Annotated in this window: 18 protein-coding genes; 5 read left to right on the top strand and 13 right to left on the bottom strand. The window is 38.1% G+C overall.

The features are described from left to right. Position 1: 1 nt before the first annotated feature. Positions 2 to 1,561 (bottom strand): replicative DNA helicase, encoded by a 1,560-nt coding sequence (gene dnaB, locus DUT68_RS01040; protein WP_113634933.1) that lies wholly within the window; start codon positions 1,559 to 1,561, stop codon positions 2 to 4. Positions 1,562 to 1,825: 264 nt separating this feature from the next. Here dnaB and rlmB point away from each other — a divergent pair, with 264 nt between their 5' ends. After that, entirely contained in the window at positions 1,826 to 2,599 is a 774-nt protein-coding gene (gene rlmB / locus DUT68_RS01045; protein ID WP_113634935.1) for a 23S rRNA (guanosine(2251)-2'-O)-methyltransferase RlmB, read from the top strand. Between the two features lie 75 nt (positions 2,600 to 2,674). Here rlmB and DUT68_RS01050 read toward each other — a convergent pair whose 3' ends face one another. Continuing rightward, positions 2,675 to 3,766 (bottom strand): mannose-1-phosphate guanylyltransferase, encoded by a 1,092-nt coding sequence (locus DUT68_RS01050; protein WP_113634937.1) that lies wholly within the window; start codon positions 3,764 to 3,766, stop codon positions 2,675 to 2,677. 21 nt (positions 3,767 to 3,787) lie between these two features. Next, positions 3,788 to 4,753 carry a KpsF/GutQ family sugar-phosphate isomerase gene (locus tag DUT68_RS01055; RefSeq protein WP_113634938.1) on the bottom strand — a complete coding sequence of 322 codons (966 nt, stop codon included), beginning with the start codon at positions 4,751 to 4,753 and terminating at the stop codon, positions 3,788 to 3,790. Between the two features lie 87 nt (positions 4,754 to 4,840). On the opposite strand from DUT68_RS01055, the gene recQ reads away from it, so the two are divergent. From recQ to DUT68_RS01070, 3 genes are all read left to right on the top strand, one after another. Further along, entirely contained in the window at positions 4,841 to 7,030 is a 2,190-nt protein-coding gene (gene recQ, locus DUT68_RS01060) for a DNA helicase RecQ (protein ID WP_113634940.1), read from the top strand. A gap of 95 nt (positions 7,031 to 7,125) precedes the next feature. After that, the gene (gene kdsA / locus DUT68_RS01065) at positions 7,126 to 7,938 is read left to right on the top strand and encodes a 3-deoxy-8-phosphooctulonate synthase (protein WP_113634942.1); all 813 of its coding nucleotides are present in this window, start codon (positions 7,126 to 7,128) and stop codon (positions 7,936 to 7,938) included. Positions 7,939 to 7,945: 7 nt separating this feature from the next. Continuing rightward, positions 7,946 to 8,665 carry a YqjF family protein gene (locus DUT68_RS01070; protein ID WP_113634944.1) on the top strand — a complete coding sequence of 240 codons (720 nt, stop codon included), beginning with the start codon at positions 7,946 to 7,948 and terminating at the stop codon, positions 8,663 to 8,665. Here the strand turns inward: DUT68_RS01070 and DUT68_RS01075 are convergent. From DUT68_RS01075 to DUT68_RS01085, 3 genes are all read right to left on the bottom strand, one after another. Continuing rightward, on the bottom strand, positions 8,662 to 9,078 hold the full coding sequence (locus tag DUT68_RS01075; RefSeq protein WP_113634945.1) for a DUF6526 family protein: 417 nt from the start codon (positions 9,076 to 9,078) through the stop codon (positions 8,662 to 8,664). The two genes, DUT68_RS01070 and DUT68_RS01075, sit on opposite strands and share 4 nt — an antisense overlap. A 7-nt stretch (positions 9,079 to 9,085) precedes the next feature. After that, entirely contained in the window at positions 9,086 to 10,978 is a 1,893-nt protein-coding gene (locus DUT68_RS01080; protein ID WP_113634947.1) for an OmpA family protein, read from the bottom strand. 86 nt (positions 10,979 to 11,064) lie between these two features. Continuing rightward, complete coding sequence (locus DUT68_RS01085) at positions 11,065 to 11,688, bottom strand: 7-carboxy-7-deazaguanine synthase QueE (RefSeq protein WP_113634949.1); 624 nt, start codon at positions 11,686 to 11,688, stop codon at positions 11,065 to 11,067. A gap of 79 nt (positions 11,689 to 11,767) precedes the next feature. On the opposite strand from DUT68_RS01085, the gene DUT68_RS01090 reads away from it, so the two are divergent. Continuing rightward, complete coding sequence (locus tag DUT68_RS01090; protein WP_113634950.1) at positions 11,768 to 12,097, top strand: Rieske (2Fe-2S) protein; 330 nt, start codon at positions 11,768 to 11,770, stop codon at positions 12,095 to 12,097. Here DUT68_RS01090 and DUT68_RS01095 read toward each other — a convergent pair. The 7 genes from DUT68_RS01095 to DUT68_RS01125 form a co-directional block, all read right to left on the bottom strand. Beyond that, complete coding sequence (locus DUT68_RS01095; protein ID WP_113634952.1) at positions 12,090 to 12,509, bottom strand: PIN domain-containing protein; 420 nt, start codon at positions 12,507 to 12,509, stop codon at positions 12,090 to 12,092. The two genes, DUT68_RS01090 and DUT68_RS01095, sit on opposite strands and share 8 nt — an antisense overlap. Before the next feature lies 1 nt (position 12,510). Continuing rightward, complete coding sequence (locus DUT68_RS01100) at positions 12,511 to 12,777, bottom strand: DUF6364 family protein (protein ID WP_113634953.1); 267 nt, start codon at positions 12,775 to 12,777, stop codon at positions 12,511 to 12,513. A gap of 182 nt (positions 12,778 to 12,959) precedes the next feature. Further along, positions 12,960 to 13,838, bottom strand: a complete 879-nt coding sequence (locus DUT68_RS01105; protein ID WP_113634955.1) for a bifunctional 5,10-methylenetetrahydrofolate dehydrogenase/5,10-methenyltetrahydrofolate cyclohydrolase — start codon at positions 13,836 to 13,838, stop codon at positions 12,960 to 12,962. An 81-nt stretch (positions 13,839 to 13,919) separates the two neighbouring features. Then, positions 13,920 to 15,707, bottom strand: a complete 1,788-nt coding sequence (lepA, locus tag DUT68_RS01110) for a translation elongation factor 4 (RefSeq protein WP_113634957.1) — start codon at positions 15,705 to 15,707, stop codon at positions 13,920 to 13,922. A 192-nt stretch (positions 15,708 to 15,899) separates the two neighbouring features. Further along, positions 15,900 to 16,331 (bottom strand): hypothetical protein, encoded by a 432-nt coding sequence (locus DUT68_RS01115; RefSeq protein WP_113634959.1) that lies wholly within the window; start codon positions 16,329 to 16,331, stop codon positions 15,900 to 15,902. Beyond that, on the bottom strand, positions 16,332 to 17,072 hold the full coding sequence (locus DUT68_RS01120) for a copper homeostasis protein CutC (RefSeq protein ID WP_113634961.1): 741 nt from the start codon (positions 17,070 to 17,072) through the stop codon (positions 16,332 to 16,334). It lies immediately after the preceding gene. Further along, the gene (locus DUT68_RS01125) at positions 17,072 to 18,088 is read right to left on the bottom strand and encodes a N(4)-(beta-N-acetylglucosaminyl)-L-asparaginase (protein WP_113634963.1); all 1,017 of its coding nucleotides are present in this window, start codon (positions 18,086 to 18,088) and stop codon (positions 17,072 to 17,074) included. Before DUT68_RS01125 ends, DUT68_RS01120 begins: the two co-directional genes overlap by 1 nt. Positions 18,089 to 18,091: the final 3 nt, after the last annotated feature.

The raw sequence follows: 18,091 nt of genomic DNA on the forward strand, positions 1-18,091 counted from the left end.
GTTAAAATGGTGGCTCGTCGTCTGGCATATCGTTCATGCTAGACGGTCTGATGATGATGTTTCCAGGTCTGTCGAAACTTTCAGAAGGCATCATGGCGTTATCGCTTCCAGCGGAGAAGCTTGATGGAGGCAAGAAGCTATCTTCTAAATCTGCGAACTTAACATATTTACCGATAAATCTTAGCGGCACAATTCCAGTTTCACCGTGACGGTTTTTACCAATAATTACCTCTCCAACACCTGCATTTGAACGGCCGCTTTCATCTTCCATAATACCATAATACTCAGGTCGATACAAGAAGAGTACCATATCGGCATCCTGCTCAATTGAACCAGATTCACGTAAATCGGATAACATTGGTCGTTTACCGTTTTGTCCAGGTCTACTCTCCACCGCACGACTTAACTGCGAAAGTGCCAGCACCGATACGTCTAATTCTTTCGCTACTGATTTTAATGCCCTTGAGATACTACCGATTTCTTGCTCACGGTTACCGCCGCCTTCGCCTTTACCATGCATTAGCTGTAAGTAATCGACAATTACCATTTGTATATCGTACTGGGATTTCAATCGACGACATTTTGCTCTAAATTCGAAGATATTAAGTGCGGGCGTATCATCAATCAACAAAGGGGCTTCTGAAAGCCTACCAATTTTGCTGTGCAATTGTTGCCATTCCCATTCCGCCAAATTACCTTTTCTAATTTTCTCTTGCTCAATTTCGGCCTCGCCAGATATTAAACGATTTACCAACTGCACCGAAGACATCTCCAGTGAAAACACCACAACAGGTTTTTGGAAATCAACAGCGGCATTACGGGCGCAACTTAGTACAAAGGCCGTTTTACCCATCGCTGGACGAGCCGCAATGATCACCAAATCTGATTTTTGCCAACCACCAGTAACACGGTCAAGATCTGTAAATCCCGATGGAACTCCCGTTAAACCATCGGTTTTGGTTCTGAGTTCTTCTAAGGATGCTAAAGACTGTTTAATGATATCATCCATTTTTTGTGTATCTCTACGCAAGTTATTTTGGGCAATATCAAAAAGATTCTTTTCGGCCATATCCAATAGGTCGAAAATATCAGTGGTATCTTCATAGGCGTTTTTAATAATTTCCGTAGAAATTCTAATTAACTCCCTTTGAATGTATTTTTGAGAAATAATGCGGGCATGATACTCGATATTGGCAGCTGAAGTAACCCTGTTGGTTAGGTAAGTTACATAATAAGCACCACCAATCATTTCTAAGCTACCGCTGCTTCTCAGCTCGGTAGTTACTGTTAAAATATCTACTGGTTTTGATTTTTGAAATAGCTGCTGGATAGCTTCAAAAATCCGCTTGTGCCTGTCATCATAAAACAATTCAGGTTTAAGTACATCAATTACGGCAGATAGTGCATCTTTTTCCAGCATCAAAGCGCCTAAAACAGCTTCTTCTAAATCTGTAGCTTGCGGCTGTATTTTATCCACAGTAGCTATTGTATTTGATAGTCTATTTTTTCTGGCTGATAATGAAAATTTGTCCTGTCCTTTTTGTCCGTTCTCTGTACTCATGAAACAAAAGTAAACAAAACCACAGGTTTTTGTTTGAAGAAGTTATTAGTCGTTTGTCAACAAGTTGACTGCTAAACTGATGATTTTTTTTAGTATATTATAAATACACAATAAGTTGTAAACAATTTGATGTTGATAATAATACTGTTTATGAGTGCCACTAGAACAATACGAAATGCCCATTATTTCAACTAATATCGTTCAATAAAAAATCATTCAAACAAACACTATTTAATTGGTTACTTTTGCAGTTCAATAATTGATATGGATAATTTTAAAAGACCACAAAGAAGAGAGCGTTTTAAAGAGAATAATGAATTCGTTTTTGGCATTAGGGCGGTAATTGAAGCGATAAAAGCTGGTAAAGATGTAGAAACGATTTACGTACAACGAGGCTTGTCAGGAGATTTGTTTTTAGAGCTTAAAGCTTTATTGTCGGGGTCTTTAATTCCGTTGAGTGTGGTTCCTGTTGAGAAGTTGAACCGTATGACGCAAAAAAATCATCAAGGTGTGATTGCCGTTATATCACCAATTACGTATCAAAATATTGAAGATCTTATTCCAGCAATTTACGAAAAAGGGGAGACGCCACTGATATTAGTGCTTGACAGCGTAACTGATGTTCGAAACATGGGAGCAATTGCTCGTACGGCTGCCTGTGTTGGAGTTCATGCCATTGTAGTGCCATTAAAAAATGCGGCTCAAATTAACGCAGATGCGATTAAAACCTCTGCGGGAGCGCTGTTTTCAATTCCGGTTTGTAGACATGCTAATTTGCATAAAACCTGTTTGTTTTTGCAAGACAGTGGTTTGCAAATTGTTGCATGTACTGAAAAAACCAATGACTTGATTTATGTTCCAGATTACAAGCTTCCAACAGCTATTGTAATGGGTTCTGAAGATGAAGGAATATCAAATGACTTGTTGAGGGTAGCAAATTATTTGGCTAAAATACCAATGGCTGGCAGCATCGAATCTTTGAATGTTTCTGTAGCAGCGGGTGTAATTTTATACGAGGCTGTAAGGCAGAGAGCATAAAAATAGGGCTTTATCAAAGAACTTTCAGCATCTAAATTGACTGAAAAGCAATTGATAAAGCCCTTTTATCTTCGGTTAAATGAATTTTCCGCCAAATTTGCCTTTTACATCTGCGACAATGTTTTTTACATTTTGTTCTTCTGCTCTAGGGCAAATTAGTAAAGTGTTATTTGATTCCACAACAATGTAGTCGTGTAGGCCTTGCAAAATCACTAACTTTTCTTCCGGAACATTCACCATGCAGTTAGAAGAATCATACATCATTACCTGTTCAGATGGGATAACGGCATTACCAACATAATCTTTTTCTGCCATTTCGTAAATAGAAGCCCAAGTTCCTAAGTCCGACCAGCCAAAATCAGAAGGTAGTACATAAACGTTATCCGCTTTTTCCATAATACCGAAGTCGATAGAAATGTTGGTGCAAAGCTGATAAGCATTTGAAATAAAAGCTTTTTCGTTTTCTGTATTGTACGAATTTTTACCACCAACGAAAATTTCATGCATATCGGGTAAATGTTTTTGTAAAGCTTTGTTAATGGCTTTTGCCGACCAAATAAAAATGCCTGCATTCCATAAGAAATCGCCGCTCTGTAAAAAAGATTTGGCTAATTCCAAATTGGGTTTTTCAGTGAAAGTTTTTACTTTGTGTATATCGTTGTCTTCAAGTAAGGTTTCATCTGCATATTGTATGTAACCGTAACCCGTGTCTGGTCTATTGGGTTTTATACCTAAGGTAATTAAGCAATCGCAGGTTACAGCAACTTCCATGCATTTTTCAATAGCGTTGATAAATGCAGGCTGATTAGCTATGGTGTGATCTGATGGAGCAACTACAATGGTAGCATCAGGATTTATTTCTGCTATTTTGGAAGCGCCATAAGCAATACATGGCGCAGTATTACGCATCATCGGCTCTGCCAAAATTTGATTATCCATCATATCAGGCAGCTGCTCTTTAATTAAGTCAGTATAAATTTCGTTGGTAACAATGAAGATGTTCTCCGGAGGGCAAATATTTAAAAATCGCTCGTACGTACTTTGAATAAGCGTTTTGCCTACACCAAAGAAATCTATAAATTGTTTAGGGAATTCGGTTCTACTTACCGGCCAAAAACGGCTTCCAACGCCGCCCGCCATTATTAAAGCGTATTTATTTTTATTCATGCTTGCCGCAAATATATACTTTTATATGATACCCTCTTGTAACAGATCGTGTAAATGGACCAAACCAAAATATCGATCATCTTTAGTCACTAAAATTTGAGTAATATTATTTTTTTTGATGATTTCTAGGGCCAACAATGCTAATTCGTCTGCATCAATTTTCTTTGGATTGCTGTTCATCAGATCTTTAGCAGTTATATTTTCTAAGTTCGTGTGGTTTTCCAACATTCTTCTAATATCGCCATCGGTAATTACTCCCAAAATATCATCACCATTGCTAACAACAACAGCGCCCAAACGGTTTTTGCTAATTTCAACAATAATATCTTTTACAGGCGCACTAGCTGATACAGAAGGTTTTTCATTTTTAGCAGCTAGGTCACCGGCTTTTAAATACAGCCTTTTGCCCAAAGAACCTCCCGGATGATATTTGGCAAAATCAGACGATTCGAACTTTCTTGCTTGTAGCAAACAAACCGCCAACGCATCGCCCATGGCCAACTGCGCTGTAGTACTTGTTGTAGGGGCTAAGTTATGCGGACAGGCTTCTTTGTCTACTGTGGTATTTAAAATGAGATCTGCCTGTTTCGCCAAATCAGAATTTACATTACCCAACATGGCTACCAACTTATTCCCAGATAGCTTAAGAAGCGGTGCAAGTAATTTAATTTCTGGCGTGTTTCCGCTTTTAGACAGGCACAATACGACATCATCTTTTTGAATCATACCTAAATCGCCGTGTACCGCATCTGCTGCATGCATAAAAACAGCTGGTGTTCCAGTTGAATTAAAAGTAGCTACTATTTTTTGAGCAATGATGGCACTTTTACCAATTCCAGTTACTACAACACGTCCATCACTGTTTAAAATAGAATTCACTACCGCTACAAAATCATCGTTGATATAGTCAATTAGGCCAAAAATGGCAGCCGATTCTAACTTCAAGGTATTGATAGCTGAATCAATTATAGATTTTTTACTTTCCAAAGAGAATTTATTAGTAAATTAATACTTTAATTACTGCAAAATTATGTTATTTTGAACAATAATAGCACACAATATTCAGCAAAGGAAATGGACGTCAAGAAGTCTTTATTTGATAACCTTCAAACTTTTTTCGGTTTCGACAATTTTAAAGGGGATCAAGAATCGATCATTACCAACATATTAGAGGGGAAGAACACATTCGTAATTATGCCAACGGGGGGTGGCAAATCCATTTGTTATCAGTTACCTGCTTTAATGAGCGAAGGCACGGCGATTGTAATTTCGCCACTTATCGCGTTAATGAAAAACCAAGTAGATCAAATTAGAGCTTTTGGTGGTAGCGATAGCATCGCCCACTTTTTAAATTCATCTTTAACTAAATCGGAGATTACTCAAGTAAAGACAGATTTACTTAATGGTAGCACTAAATTGTTGTATGTAGCTCCGGAATCGTTAGCCAAACAGGAAAATGTTGAGTTTCTACGCTTGCTGAAACTTTCTTTCGTAGCGGTAGATGAGGCACATTGTATTTCTGAATGGGGACACGATTTTAGACCAGAATATAGGAAGATTAGGCAGGTGATAGCGGGGTTGGGAGATAATATTCCAATCATTGCGTTAACGGCAACGGCCACGCCTAAAGTACAGCAAGATATCATTAAAAACTTGGGGATGATGGACGCTACTTTGTTCAAATCATCTTTTAACAGGCCAAATCTGTTTTATGAGATTCGCCCTAAAAAAAATATTACCAAGGAAATTATCCGCTACGTTAAATATAACCCTGGAAAATCTGGAATTATTTACTGCCTAAGTAGAAAGAAAGTTGAAGAAGTTGCTGAAACTTTAAATATCAATGGCATTAAAGCGTTGCCATATCACGCTGGTTTGGAGCCTAAGGTACGAGCCGAAACTCAGGATAAGTTCCTGATGGAGGATGTAGAGGTGATTGTAGCTACAATTGCCTTTGGTATGGGGATCGATAAACCTGATGTGAGGTTTGTAATTCACCACGATATCCCAAAAAGTATGGAAGGCTACTATCAGGAGACTGGTAGGGCAGGTAGAGATGGTGGTGAGGGAGTTTGTGTTGCTTTTTACTCTCAAAAGGATGTAGAAAAACTGGCTAAATTCATGAAAGACAAGCCTGTTTCTGAAAGGGAAATTGGTACGCAAATTTTGAAGGAAGTAATTGATTACGCCGAATCATCTGTTTGTAGAAGAAAGCAAATTTTGCATTATTTTGGTGAAAACTTCAATGAGACAGGCTGTAACTGCATGTGTGATAACTGCAAAAAACCTAAGCAGCAGTTTGAAGCTGAGGAGCAATTATTAACCTTGTTAAAACTAATAGAGAGCACGGGCGAAAAGTTTGATGATGCGCACTTGCTTAATATTTTTCTGGGTTTAGAAACAGCGCAAACCATTGCTTACGAACATAGTAAATTGCCAGAGTTTGGTTCAGGTAAAGCTGATGGTGAGCTTTTATGGAAATCATTGATTAGACAGGCTGTTTTAAATAATTTCTTGGCCAAGGATATTGATAACTACGGTTTACTGAAATTAACCAAGCTTGGTAGGGAGTTTATAGAAAATCCATATAGCTTAAAATTCATTTTGAATGAGATTTTGGAAGCCGGAAATGATGATGAGGAAGAAGAAGTTAAACAAGGTACTGGTGCGTTAGATACGCAATTGCTTCAGCTCCTGAAAGATCTGAGAAAGAAAATTGCCAAGCAGAAAAATGTTCCACCTTTCGTAGTGTTTCAGGATCCATCGTTGGAAGAAATGTGTACGCATTATCCAATCACCAATGATGAATTGAAGCAAATTTCGGGTGTTGGAAATGGTAAAGCTTTTAAATTTGGCGGGCCGTTCATTGAATTGATCAAAAAATATGTAGAAGATAATGATATTGATCGTCCGGTGGACATGGTGATTAAAACTCAAGCCAACAAATCGGCCTTAAAAGTATCTATTATTCAGAATATCGATAGGCAAATTGGATTGGAAGATATAGCCCGTTCTAAAGGAATTACCTATAATGATGTGCTTAAAGAGGTAGAAGCGATTGTAAATTCTGGTACTAAACTTAATCTTACTTATTATATCGATGAAATGATTGATGAGGATAGGCAAGATGAGGTGTTTGACTATTTTCAATCTGCAGAAAGTGACTCTATTGATGAGGCATTAAAAGATTTAGGTGAAGCTGATTACACTCGGGAAGAAATCCAACTGATGCGCATCAAATTCATGAGTGAATTAGGAAATTAACGCTGAGATTCCGGTAATTTAAATTCCAAACTGTAATAATCAATATCCAATAGTTAAATAGTGATAGGCGTAATCCATATCCGCAACTCGATAAAATGATAAACTACTTAGATAAATTAAAACATACTGATAGCAACAATTTCTTTTTAATGGCTGGTCCTTGCGCCATAGAAGGAGAAGATATAGCGCTTCGCATTGCGGAGAAAATTGTGACAATAACTGATAAATTAAACATTCCTTATATTTTTAAAGGCTCTTATCGTAAAGCAAATAGGAGTAAAGGAAGTTCATTTACAGGCATTGGCGACGAAAAGGCGCTAAAAATACTAGAGAAAGTTGGTAAAGAGTTTAACGTACCAACGGTAACAGATATCCACGAGAGCGCAGAGGCAGCAATGGCGGCAGCTTATGTGGATGTGCTTCAAATTCCAGCATTTTTATGCCGTCAAACTGATCTTTTGATTGCTGCAGCCGAAACTGGAAAAGTTGTAAACGTAAAAAAAGGCCAGTTTTTATCAGCAGGATCAATGAAGTTTGCAGTGGAGAAAATCCAAGATGCTGGTAATAATAAGGTAATTTTAACCGATAGAGGAAATACTTTTGGTTATCAGGATTTGATTGTAGATTATCGCGGTTTGCCAGAAATGCAAAGCTTTGGTGTGCCAGTTGTGATGGATTGTACACACTCGTTGCAACAGCCTAATCAAAGTAGCGGTGTAACTGGAGGTAAGCCTGAGCTGATTACTACTATTGCTAAAGCGGCAATTGCTGTAGGTGCTGATGGCTTGTTTATTGAAACCCATCCAGATCCAGCTAATGCGAAATCAGACGGTGCCAACATGTTAAATCTGGCTTTATTGGAAGATTTATTAGTCAAATTAGTTCGAGTTAGACAAGCAGTGATTTAACGAAGAGATGTCAAAGGCTATTTTTTTATCTGCACAATGGCGCAAGTTAGCATTGGCCAATTACGAGGTTGATAAAGAAATTTTACTTAAATATTTACCTCCATTTACAGAACTAGATGATTGGAACGGAAGGTTCTATGTAAGTTTGGTAGGTTTTATGTTTATGGATACCAAACTCAGGGGTTTTGGTATCCCATTTCATGTTAATTTTGAAGAGGTCAATTTAAGATTCTACGTTAAGTTTAAAGAAGGTACGATTTGGAAACGAGGCGTTGTTTTTATCAAAGAAATTGTTCCCAAGCCTGCAATTACCTTTGTAGCCAATACGGTTTATAAAGAAAAATACCAAACTTTACCAATGAAGCATGCTTGGCAGCATACTGAAGAAGCTTTATCAGTTGCTTACTACTGGAAGCTTAGGAATTGGAATAAATTCGCAGTAATTGCAAGTCCAGTTTGTAAGGATATGGGTGTTGGAAGTGAGGAAGAGTTTATAACCGAACATTTTTGGGGCTATACCAAATTAGCGCCTAACTTAACCTCAGAGTATCAAGTTGAGCATCCAAGATGGCAAACTTATCAGGTAAGGGAATACGATATAGATGTAGATTTTGAGGCCAACTACGGAGAAGATTTTGCTATGCTGAACCATCAAACTCCTTCTTCTGTAATGCTAGCGGAAGGGTCTCCAATTAATGTATTGAAAGGTAGTAAGATTAGGTTTTAAATTCTATAATAATCTGCTCTCCAATTTTTGATCAGCAGCTTAATTTCCTTTGGACTTAGCTTCTCCCTTAAAGCTTGATCTGTTAAGGCTACAAATTCTTCGTCACTAGCAAATCTCAATGCTAATATTTGTCCCATCCTTAATTCAGTTGGTAAGGCTTTTCCAGTAAGCATGAAATAGCGTAACCTTTCTTCGGCCCTTGCCGCTCTATCCTGTACTCGTAACGAAAAATATCTCGCAAAAAATAATGCCACTATTAATAGAAGGAAACCAATAACCATTAAACCGTGAGTAAAATCGCTATGCTTTAAAAAGGCATATACTGCGCAACAAAATGCTAAAAACGTAATGGGTACCGCTACAAAATGGTACGCGGGGTTAAATCGGATATGATTTTTATAGTTTTGCTCCATTATATGTTTATATGTTGATGATTAAAAATTCTGTTCTTCTATTTTTTTGTTTACCATCGTCGGTTGAGTTGTCAAAAGCGGGTTTTTCTTCACCATAACCTTTGTAAGTGAGTTGTTTTTTATCCACGCCATTGTTAATCAGGTAATCATAAACTGCCTTGGCTCTGTTTTCAGACAATTTTTGATTTGCCTTGTTATCACCAACGTTATCAGTATGTCCTTGTATTTCAATTACTAAGTTAGTGTTGTTTTTCAAAACATCCGTTAAAATATTAAGCTCCACTAGTGAGGCCGGTAATAATTCCGATTGATTGGTGTCAAAAAATACATTGTTCAATTGAACTTTGCTGCCAATTTTGAATTTCTCTAATAAAATTTCTAATTCAAAAGGTTTGTTGGCGTCGGCTGGTTTAATATCGAGATGTTTCGAATACAGTAAATACCCTTCTGTGAAAACGTTGAACGCATAATTTTCATTTGCAGGCATTACGGCCATAAAATCTCCGGTTACTTTATCGGTAATTTCATTATAGGCGGCAAGTTTATTGCGCAAATTAATTACCAAAACAGAAGCTTCCAAAGGCATTTTAGTTTCGCTATCCTTTACAATGCCTTTAACGTAAGTAATTGGTTGCGGTTTAATTGCATCAGGCAACTTAAATCTATAAATATCTACATCTCCAAAACCACCATCTAAATCCGAAGAAAACAAGCCTTCCTGTCCATCTGCACTTACTATGAAACCAAACTCGTCGTTAAAAGTGTTGATAGGGTAACCTAAATTAACTGGCTTTGAAAAAGAGCCATCGGGCTGCAATCTACTCATGAAGATATCTTTTTGTCCAAGTCCAGGCCAACCATCTGACGAAAAGTACAAGGTTTTACCGTCTGGGTGAATGAAGGGCGTAGCTTCATCATAGGGTGTATTTATGGTTGGTCCTAAGTTAGTAGGAGTTGTCCAGTAACCTTCTTCATCCATTACCGATTTCCAAATATCGTAGCCACCAAAGCCTCCGGGTCTGTTGCTTAAAAAGTATAAAGTACTGCCGTCGGCGCTAATTGCCGGTTGAGATTCCCATTCACCAGTATTAATGGTTTGCCCCAGGTTAATAGGTTTGCTCCAATCATTTCCCTCTCTCCGGCACACGTAAATATCGCATCTGCCTAAGCCGTCAGGTCTATTGCAGCCAGTAAAAAACAAGTATCTTCCATCGGGAGATAGCGATTGCGCTCCCTCGTTAAAATTCACGGTATTAATGTTGTCACTTAACGATTTTGCCTTTTCCCAGTTCCCGTTCTTTTTTGCTGAAGTATAAAAATCTTCGTTTCCTTTGATATTTCTGGTAAAGATGATGGTTTGGCCATCTGCCGTTAAAGCAGGGAAATAGTCACGGTATTCGCTATTTACATAAAAACCCATATTGAAGGGTTGGTAAGGCACAGCATTTTTAATGGCATTTAGTGAAAAATCGCAATCAATGATGTATTTTTTAGCCTTATCTAAAAACTTTTGATCAACGTTAACAGCTTTTGCTACAAAATTTTGGAAACTTTCTTTTGCCTCTCTATAATCTCCAGTTTGCAATTCAGTTTCACCAAGTATAAAATAGGTATTTGGACTTTGTACGGGTGCTGCTTTAATAGCTAATCTATAATTTTCCTTAGCCTTTTGAATGTTTCTAATCCGTTTGTAGATATCTCCAAGCTGTAAATAAGCTTGTTGAAATTTTGGATCGGCTTTTACAGCATCATTCAAATTTTTTATGGCTTCATCAAAAATGTTTTGTCGCACAAATTGCTGTGCGTCTTCATAACTGTTTTGAGCTTTTTTAACGGTCGATTGCGCAATAGCACTTGCGCTGTATAGCAAGATAAAAACAACAAAAAAGTATCTGCACATATTTAATAGTTAATTAATCTGTAAAAGTTCGAATAAAATCCGAGTAGCAATTTACAAACAATTAAGCAATTAACCGATGAGCCAAATTACGGGATATTTAAAAATTTATGAGTTTGCAGCGAAATTTCCCATTTGGGGTTGGCCATTACGTAATCTACAATTAGCGGAGTAACGGTTTTGGCTTTAGACCATTCTGGCTGTAAGTAAAGTTTGCAGTTTGGACCAACCATTTCTGCGTATTTCTCCGCCCATTCAAAATCACTTTTATTAAAAACAATCACCTTTAACTCGTTGGCAAAAGGAGCAATATCTGGCCTGGGCGCTTTGAATTTTTTGGGAGATAAACAGATCCAATCCCAAGAACCAGAAAGAGGATAGGCGCCAGAAGTTTCAATAAACGTAAGTATGCCTTTTTCCTGCAAAGATTTTGTGAGGTAATCTAAATTATAAATCAATGGCTCACCTCCCGTTACCACCACTGCTTTTCCGGGGAAAGTATTTGCTTTAGCCACAATGTCGTCAGCTAAAGTTAAGGGGTGTAACTCTGCATCCCAGCTTTCTTTCACATCGCACCAATGGCAACCTACATCACAGCCGCCTAGTCTGATAAAATAAGCAGCTTTGCCGGTATTGTAGCCTTCGCCCTGTATTGTGTAAAATTCTTCCATTAAAGGAAGTAAAGTGCCGTCTTCTGGAATATGATGTGCCATAAATTAAGGATGCAAAGGTAAGTAATTATGCTACAATCTACTAATATCTGTATCTTGTCAAAGTAATTTTAGCAGCGATATGAAATGGTTTAAATTGGATGCGGATTTGCCTGAGCAGGATTTTATTAACGTATTTAAGGTAAATGGAAAGAAAATTTGCTTGATCCGAAACCAAGGTAAGCTACATGCTGTGCAAAACAGGTGCCCTCACGCGGGAGGAATTTTAAGTAAAGGTTGGTGTAAAAATGGAAATGTCGTTTGCCCTATACACCGATACGAATATGATTTAGAAACTGGGAGAGGTGCAGCAGCGCAAAGAGATTATATTGATATTTACCCTGTAGAGGAAAGGAGCGATGGCATTTACATTGGTATGAAGGAGAGTTTTTGGAAGAGATTGTTTAGTTAAGCAGGTAATCTGAAAAGAAACGTTCGCAGGAAAGTACTTCTATTTCTGAAAAATGAAAATCTTCGGTATCTTCAGTGATGATATACTTACATTTAACCGACTTTGCAGCGTAATATTCCAATCCATCTTCAAAATCATTAATTCTTTTGTTAGAAATGGTATCAATTACTCCGTTAGCAGTATTGTCTGCAATTCTGATGTATTCACATAGCGTAGTGATTTTTTGCTTTGCCGAAGCTTTGTTTTTCTTTTCTGCAAAATAGAAAGCAATTGCCAAGCACATAGGAGAGGTGTAAACTTCAAATTTAGGGTGGCTCGCTAAACTTAATATTCTTGAAGAATAATTAAATAACGGGAATTCTTTGTTTAATACTGAAATTAAAACATTGGCATCCAGAAAAATCCGCGTCATTTTACTTGGATTTTTTAGCGTTAAAAAATTCGTCTTTTAAATCTTTACTAGAAGTTTTCGGAGTTCTTTTATATTCTACTTCACCTTCGGCAACTTTACTTACCCACTCACTTATAGGGAAATCTTCTAACGATTTATATTGTGCAGAGGTAACTTGGGTAAGTAAAAACTCAATTAAACGAGATAAGCTGATGTTGTTTGCAGCAGCGTATTTCTTTGCTTTTTCAACTACATTTTGATCAAAACTCAATGTTAATTTGGTATCCATCTTTTACCTCCTTTTACAAGTAACATCACAAATGTATATGCTTTACGTGTAATAAAAAATAGTTATACGTATTTTATTCCTGTAAAGAGTAAGGAATTTATAAGTAGATATCGATATAACTACCTGAATAAAAATAGTTATAAACTAATATTTAAAAGTGTCTAGGTGCTGAAGGATATTGATTAATAAATTTCTTTTCTAGCCGATGCTAATGTATTCTTCAATAATCCAACGATAGTCATCAATCCAACACCTCCTGGTACAGGGGTAATGAACGAAGATTTAGGAGCTACATTATCGAAATCTACATCGCCGTAAAGCTTAAAGCCAGATTTAGTTTCTGTTGAGGTTTCTCTGTTGATACCTACATCAATTACAATGGCGCCTGGTTTCACCATATCTGCTGTGATAAAGTTCTTTTTACCAATTGCCGCAATGATAATGTCCGCTTGTAAAACTTGTTCCTTAAGATCTTTGGTTTTGCTATGCGTTAGCGTAACGGTACAATTCCCAGGGTTTGCGTTGCGAGCCATTAAAACACTCATCGGGCTACCCACAATGTTACTACGGCCAACCACAACACAGTGCATTCCAGTAGTATCAATGTGATATGCCTGTAGCATTAGCAAAATACCATAAGGCGTAGCAGGAATGTAGCAAGGTAAATTACGCATCATCCTGCCTAAATTAATAGGATGGAAGCCATCCACATCTTTCTTAGGATCAATAGCTTCGGTAACTTTTTCAGGATCAATGTGTTTTGGCAAAGGCAACTGAACAATTAATCCATCTACATCCGCATCTGCATTAATTTCTCTTACTTTTTCCAAAAGCTCGGCCTCAGTAACGGAATTATCGTAACGGTATAAAGATGATTTAAAGCCTACTTTTTCGCAGTTTTTCATCTTGCTGGCAACGTAAGTTTCGCTACCTCCGTCGTTACCAACTAAAATGGCCACCAAGTGAGGTTTTCTGCCGCTATCAGCAGTAAATTTAGCTGCTTCTTCCGCTATTTCAACTTTAACTTTTTCTGATACGTATTTTCCGTCGAGTAATTGCATTGGGTATTGAGTATAGCGTAATGAGTATTGAGGTAAGCGTTCTGCAAATCGCAATACGCAAATCTCAATACGCAATACTAGTTAATCTAATTTTAAAACTGCCATGAAAGCACTTTGAGGTATTTCAACGTTACCTACTTGGCGCATACGTTTTTTACCTTTTTTCTGCTTTTCTAATAATTTACGCTTACGTGAAATATCACCACCGTAACATTTAGCGGTTACATCTTTACGTAAGGCACTAATGGTTTCGCGGGCAATAACTTTAGCACCAATTGAAGCCTGTATTTTAATCTCAAACTGTTGGCGAGGCAACAACTCTTTCAGTTTTTCGCAAATTTTCTTACCAAAATCGTAAGCATTTGAACGGTGAATAAGTGATGATAACGCATCTACAGGCTCTTCGTTCAATAACATATCCAATCTTACCAAGTCAGATTTACGGTAACCAATAGGGTGGTAGTCAAAAGAAGCATAACCTTTAGAAATCGTTTTCAGCTTATCGTAGAAATCAAATACAATTTCGCCCATTGGCATTTCAAAAATCAATTCAACCCTATCCGCAGTTAAATAAGATTGATTAACAATGATACCACGCTTTTGAATACATAAGCTCAACACCGGGCCAACAAATTCAGCTTTGGTAATGATGTTCGCCTTGATGAAAGGTTCTTCTACATAATCCAATTTACTTGGATCCGGTAAATCAGAAGGGTTGTTTACGATAATCAAATCACCTTTGGTGCCGTATGCATTATAAGATACGTTGGGAACCGTGGTAATTACAGTCATATCGAACTCACGCTCCAAACGTTCTTGGATAATTTCCATGTGCAGCATTCCCAAGAAACCGCAACGGAAACCGAAGCCAAGCGCCGCAGAACTTTCTGGCTCAAAAACTATGGAAGCATCGTTCAACTGCAATTTATGCATCGCCTCTCTCAGTTCCTCGTAATCTTCTGTATCAACGGGGTAAATACCTGCAAATACCATAGGTTTTACCTCTTCAAATCCCTGAATGCCTTCTTTAGAGCCGTTTTCCACTGTGGTGATGGTATCACCAACTTTTACCTCACGGGCTTCTTTAATTCCAGAAATGATATAACCTACATCCCCAGTTTTTACCGAACTCCTAGGTGCCATGTCTAACTTCAGGATACCCACTTCGTCGGCAATGTACTGTCTTTCTGTATTGATAAATCTTACCTTGTCGCCTTTTTTAATTTCGCCGTTTACAACTTTGTAGTAAGCAATAATGCCTCTAAATGAGTTAAATACACTGTCGAAAATTAAGGCTTGCAACGGTGCTTGCGGATCGCCAACTGGCGCCGGAACACGTTCAACAATTGCCGCCAAAATATCGGGAATTCCCATTCCGGTTTTACCCGAAGCAGGGATAATATCTTCTCTCTTACAGCCAATTAAATCAATAATTTGATCTTTAACTTCCTCTGGCATAGCGCCAGGTAAGTCCATTTTATTTAAAATTGGAATAATTTCCAAGTCATGTTCTAAAGCCAAATAAAGATTAGAAATGGTTTGAGCTTGAATGCCTTGCGACGCATCTACAATTAAAAGTGCACCTTCACAAGCGGCAATGGAACGAGAAACTTCATAGGAGAAATCCACGTGGCCTGGCGTATCAATCAAGTTGAAAACATACTCCTGTCCATCCAGTTTGTAGTTCATTTGTATGGCATGACTTTTAATGGTTATGCCCCGCTCACGCTCCAAATCCATGTTGTCCAACAATTGCGCCTGCGCTTCACGCTGCGAAATGGTATTGGTATATTCTAATAAACGGTCGGCCAAAGTGCTCTTACCGTGGTCAATATGTGCAATTATGCAGAAGTTACGTATATTCTTCATCTTCGCTGCAAAGATAGCGTTTTTAAGCAAATTTAATTATAGTAAATTGTTGGACTAGAAAAGCAGTTTCCGGAGCTTTTCGGTATCGAAAGTCCGGCTATACACTTCAATTCCCGATTGAAATCGGGAGATTTTCGTTGCTATCCGGTTTATTTTACATCAGCCTGTACTACTTAGATGATAGATATAGTGTTAATCAACTAATTTCATCCTAGAGAATGGGAAGCCATTACAACCTTTCTTCGGATTTTTCCTGTCAGCTGCCGCGGTCTGTTCTGCTTCTTGTGCATTTTTCGCTTGGTAAGCAGTTAAGCAAAAACCCCATATCCAAGGCTGCATGCTTTCAAATTTCATAAAATCAATGCGGGTATATTTATTTTCATCCGAACGATGACCGCTTCCGTTTTTAGCAATCACATACTGTTCAGCAAAATTCCATTTAATGATGTGGTACTTGATATTTAGATGCTGAACCCAAAGCGTATCGTTTATGGTGTATTTGATCCCATAGTCGTCAATAAAATTTCCTTTCAAAAAACTCGAAGATATGGCTTGGCCAAAGCTATAAAAACTACTAGCAAAAATTAACAATACAGTAAATAAGAATATGTTTAAGTTTTTCATCTATAAGTTTTTGAGTATTTCAATCAGTTGTTTTACTTTAAATAAATCAGTTTGCTCATGGCTAAATTCATCTAACGTGTAATCACTCATTTTGCTATGGTCATTTTTAAACTGCATGTTACTTTTCGCTGGAGCTTTTGCTGTAGTATGGAAACACTTTGCCTGGGTGATTGCTGCTATTTCTGCTATGTTTTCTGCATTGATCCCAGCTCCGGGCATAATTTCAATTCTGTCTTTTGCTTGTGTAATCAAACTAGCAATTTCCTTGGCTCCAGAGTGAGCGCTTGCCTTACCGCCCGAAGTTAACACTCTTACAAACCCCAAAGTGATTAAATCCTCTAGAGATGATGCCAGATCATTTGTCATGTCAAAAGCTCTGTGGAATGCCACTGGCATGGGCTGGGCGGCAGCAATTAGCTTGGCACAGCGTTCTTTGTCAATACTTCCATTAGCAAGAAGTATTCCCGTAACTATACCATCGCAACCTATTTTTTTACAAAAGGTTATGTCATTTAAAATTGTTTCAAATTCAGCGTCAGCATATAAAAAATCGCCACCTCTCGGGCGGATTAAGGGCCATACAGGTATCGTTAAATTATCAACACACCATTTAATTTGACCGTAACTCGGAGTAGTTCCCCCTTCAGAAAGATTAGTACAGAGCTCTATGCGATGTGCCCCGGCCTGTTGTGCTACAATTGCAGATGTTACTGAATTAGCACAGATTTCCAGTTGATACATTAGTAATAGCTTTTACCCTTGATAACTAAGTCTTGCTGTTTACTGTCGCAAACGGCATACGTGAATCCCTTTTGTATGGCGTAAGCACCGTATTCACCTTTTTTGTTGAGGGCCAGGAAACCTACCTGCAAATTTTTAGTGCTTTCTTTCTTCTTCTTAATAATACGCATCACCGCTTCTTTACAAGCCTCTTCAGGGGGATAGCATTGACGCATCAATTCTACTACTAAGAAAGACCCTACGTTACGCACTACTTCTTCACCAACTCCTGTGGCCGTAGCGGCACCAATTTCATTATCAACGTAAAGTCCAGCGCCAATAATTGGGCTATCGCCAATACGCCCGTGTAGCTTATAGGCCATTCCGCTGGTAGTACAAGCTCCCGATAAGTTACCAGCATTATCTAAAGCCAACATTCCAATGGTATCATGATTGTACTGATTTCCTGGCAGTTTTTCGGGCGCTGCTTTATCGTAAAGTTTGTTTTCAATGTTGCTTATAGGTTCATATTTGGATGTTTTAAGCCACTCTTTCCACGCTTTTTTGCTGTTCTCGGTCAGTAGGTCTTCCTTTTTAAAGCCTTGTTCCAAAGCAAACTGCAATGCGCCATCTCCAGCAAGCATCACGTGGGGAGTTTTTTCCATCACCAAACGAGCTACAGCTATAGGGTGCTTGATATTTTCCAACGCAAGTACAGCACCGCAATTGCCTAAATGATCCATGATACATGCATCAAGCGTTACAATGCCATCTCTATCGGGTAAACCCCCATAGCCTACAGATTGGTTTTTGATATCGGCTTCTGGTACTTTTACGCCAGCCTCTACCGCATCTAAGGCTTTACCATTATTCGATAATATCTTCCATGCATCGGCATTAGCGGCAACACCAAAATCCCAGGTAGAAATTACAATGGGTTGATTCGTATTGTTACTAGTAGCTAAGCTATTTTTACTGATTGCGATTAGCGCACCAGATAACGCAGTATCGCGAATAAATTTCCTACGGTTGTACATTGC

The organism is Pedobacter zeaxanthinifaciens, from assembly GCF_003313335.1.
Classification (GTDB): domain Bacteria; phylum Bacteroidota; class Bacteroidia; order Sphingobacteriales; family Sphingobacteriaceae; genus Pedobacter; species Pedobacter zeaxanthinifaciens.